This window comes from Corynebacterium sp. HMSC29G08 (assembly GCF_001806875.1).
Lineage (GTDB): Bacteria > Actinomycetota > Actinomycetes > Mycobacteriales > Mycobacteriaceae > Corynebacterium.
Genome location: NZ_KV786239.1, coordinates 1 through 2,420 on the forward strand (window position 1 = coordinate 1; position 2,420 = coordinate 2,420).

3 protein-coding genes are annotated in these 2,420 nt (G+C 51.3%); all 3 read left to right on the forward strand.

What is annotated here, in order from left to right:
• Positions 1 to 77 precede the first annotated feature (77 nt).
• Positions 78 to 710, forward strand: a complete 633-nt coding sequence (locus tag HMPREF3101_RS12420; protein ID WP_083280100.1) for an RHS repeat-associated core domain-containing protein — start codon at positions 78 to 80, stop codon at positions 708 to 710.
• Positions 711 to 729: 19 nt separating this feature from the next.
• Positions 730 to 1,311 (forward strand): hypothetical protein, encoded by a 582-nt coding sequence (locus HMPREF3101_RS05195; protein ID WP_070463387.1) that lies wholly within the window; start codon positions 730 to 732, stop codon positions 1,309 to 1,311.
• Positions 1,312 to 1,588: 277 nt separating this feature from the next.
• Positions 1,589 to 2,420, forward strand: an 832-nt coding sequence (locus tag HMPREF3101_RS05200) for a hypothetical protein (RefSeq protein WP_141737364.1), incomplete at its 3' end; no start/stop codon positions are given.

Below are 2,420 nucleotides of genomic sequence, written 5' to 3' on the forward strand. Positions count from 1 at the left end.
CCAGAACACCGGTACCAAAAACCCGCATCTGACAACCACAAGAGATTGTTGATCCAGAAACAGGTTTGATCACAGGTATGGCAAACCAAACGCTCTACGGGCAACGAACTTGGCAAGGCCACAGCTTTTCACCTTTGCTGTATGCAGGTCAGTACCTTGATGCAGAATCTGGATGGGCATACAACCGGTATCGCTACTACCATCCGCACGCAGGTGTCTACAACGCTCAAGATCCCCTTGGGCTTGCACCGCGTCTTGCCTCAGCCCAAGGCTACGTTGACCATGCAGCACATTGGTACGACTATCTCGGGCTGCACAATCCGCACGTTGCTCCCGATGCCACCCCGATTCGGAGCGACGGAAGGAATAGTAAGGGGCAATTCACTGGAACGAATCCCAAAGCTACGTATGGAACCAACGTACACAAGCGCTACAACGCTGTAATGAAGGCCTACGACTATGAGGCCAACAAAGCCTTGCCTGATTCGGGAGGCGCTCACCGACCTGATGCCCACCTATTCGACGATGAAACTGAGTTCATCACCGAGGTCCGCGAGCTTAAGCCCGATACACCGAGAGGAAGAAACGACGGACGCAAACAATTAGCAAGATACAAAGAATACACTGAGAGCTACAACAGCGGCATTGGTGAAAAGTCTGGGTTAGACTTACCAACTGTTCAGTATGTGCTCGATTTCTATAAGCCTTGACGATTATTAAGGATGACAGATGAAACCTAAACGTTTTAATGATGTGCTGTTTGAGTGTTTGGACGCGCATTTTTCACGTATCGATAATGCGCTTATAGGCGACTCGTTTGTGTGGTCGATGCGCTCGGGCGAGTTGATCTGGTTCGTGCGGATGGATTATGACGGTCTTCTTGACGAGTTTTCTTTCCTTCGTGTTGAATTCGCTCCCGTGGCATGGGTAAAAGAAGATTACTCCAACACGAAACAAGCCCCTATGATAATTCGTTCGCAGTTAGTTGATTTTGATTCCTTGACCTTCGTTGTTGACTACAGTAAGTTGCCCGGTCGACCCTTCTCTGCCTTCTTCATATCGGGACTGAATGATCAGTATTTGGAATATCGCCGCCAGGATGTGCCTGAGTATTTTGATCTTGATGCTCGGCGGCAGGATTTGAATACTTTCTTTGACGCATTGAAAGCCGGTATGCAACGGTTGACCACATTGGATCAGATCAGCGCATTGCGCTACGCCGACAAACCGGAGATGACACCCGAGAAAATTGAGCAGGCGTGGCAAAAACACAAAGCGATGATGGACAACGACCCCTACGAACGGACGTAACCTCAGGTAAGCGTTACTACAGCTACGAGCGGTTCCGGCAGCTTGTTGTCGAGCATGTCGATGCCACAGGTCTTACTGCACGCATAGCACACGCCCTGGCGCACACCATGCAAGTTGACTGGGCGGGTAGCAAGATGTGGTCCGTTTGACCCAATTGATGCACGTGGTGCAAAAGTCCGGGACACAACTGGCCGCTCGTTGGCCCCAAGATCATGCAGCAATCTACCCGTATCGTCACCCCGGGTACTGACCCTATCGTTTATGTAGAGAGGAAATAATGTCGAAGACTTTTAACGGGATGTTCATGGAGGCACGGGATGACACTATTGAGTTTGAGGGGAAAACTCTCCACCTGGGCTTGTGTGTCGATCCAGAGCCGGGGGTGGAGACCCTGATTGAGTGGGAGTTTGATTCCCCGCATCCTGTAGGTGAGGTTGCCATTCGTTTGCGGGCAATTCGGTGTAGTTTCCGGTTTCCTGGGGTGGATAGAGCCGAGACTGTTATTGGGGTTCATGGGGAGGCTAACCGGGGGTGGATCATTGTTGACAAACTTGGTGATGACCCGGTGGTGCTGGTGACAAACGCTTGGCTTAGCCCTCGTCTTAGGGACCAGTTCGAGTTTAATTGCGGCAACCAAGCGATGCTGATCGATGAAACCCAACCCGGCACCTATGTCCTCCGGGCGAACAACGCTGGAACGGATGATCGTATGGCGTTTCGTGATTTCACCGCGACGGTAAAGGTGACCACGCTCGGTGTTCCTGCGGACTATGAGTCTGGGTACGGGGAGATTCACCCTGATTATCCAATTGAGAATTACCGTTACGTGGATACTGGTGGGCAAGCAATGACTGCTGAAGAGTATCGGGGGATGAGGTTTGATGCTGATGATGCTGCGGTGCCGACGGATGCTATTGCGATGGTGACGCACCGTTGGGATGATGTTGCCACTGTCATCAGTCGCGGCAGGAATTTTGTGGATTTGCGTTTGAATCTTGAAGATGAATCGATGAGCGAGTTTGGTATTCGTGATGAAGCGAAACTGTGGGGGCTTGCAGCGGTACGTCTTAGCGATTGGGGTGTCATGATTCTGGTGGACGGTGAAACCC

Bases quoted from the DNA above. Each gene is read 5' to 3' on its own strand.
- HMPREF3101_RS12420 (WP_083280100.1), top strand. From the start codon at position 78: ATGGCAAACCAAACGCTCTACGGGCAACGAACTTGGCAAGGCCACAGC.
- HMPREF3101_RS05195 (WP_070463387.1), top strand. From the start codon at position 730: ATGAAACCTAAACGTTTTAATGATGTGCTGTTTGAGTGTTTGGACGCG.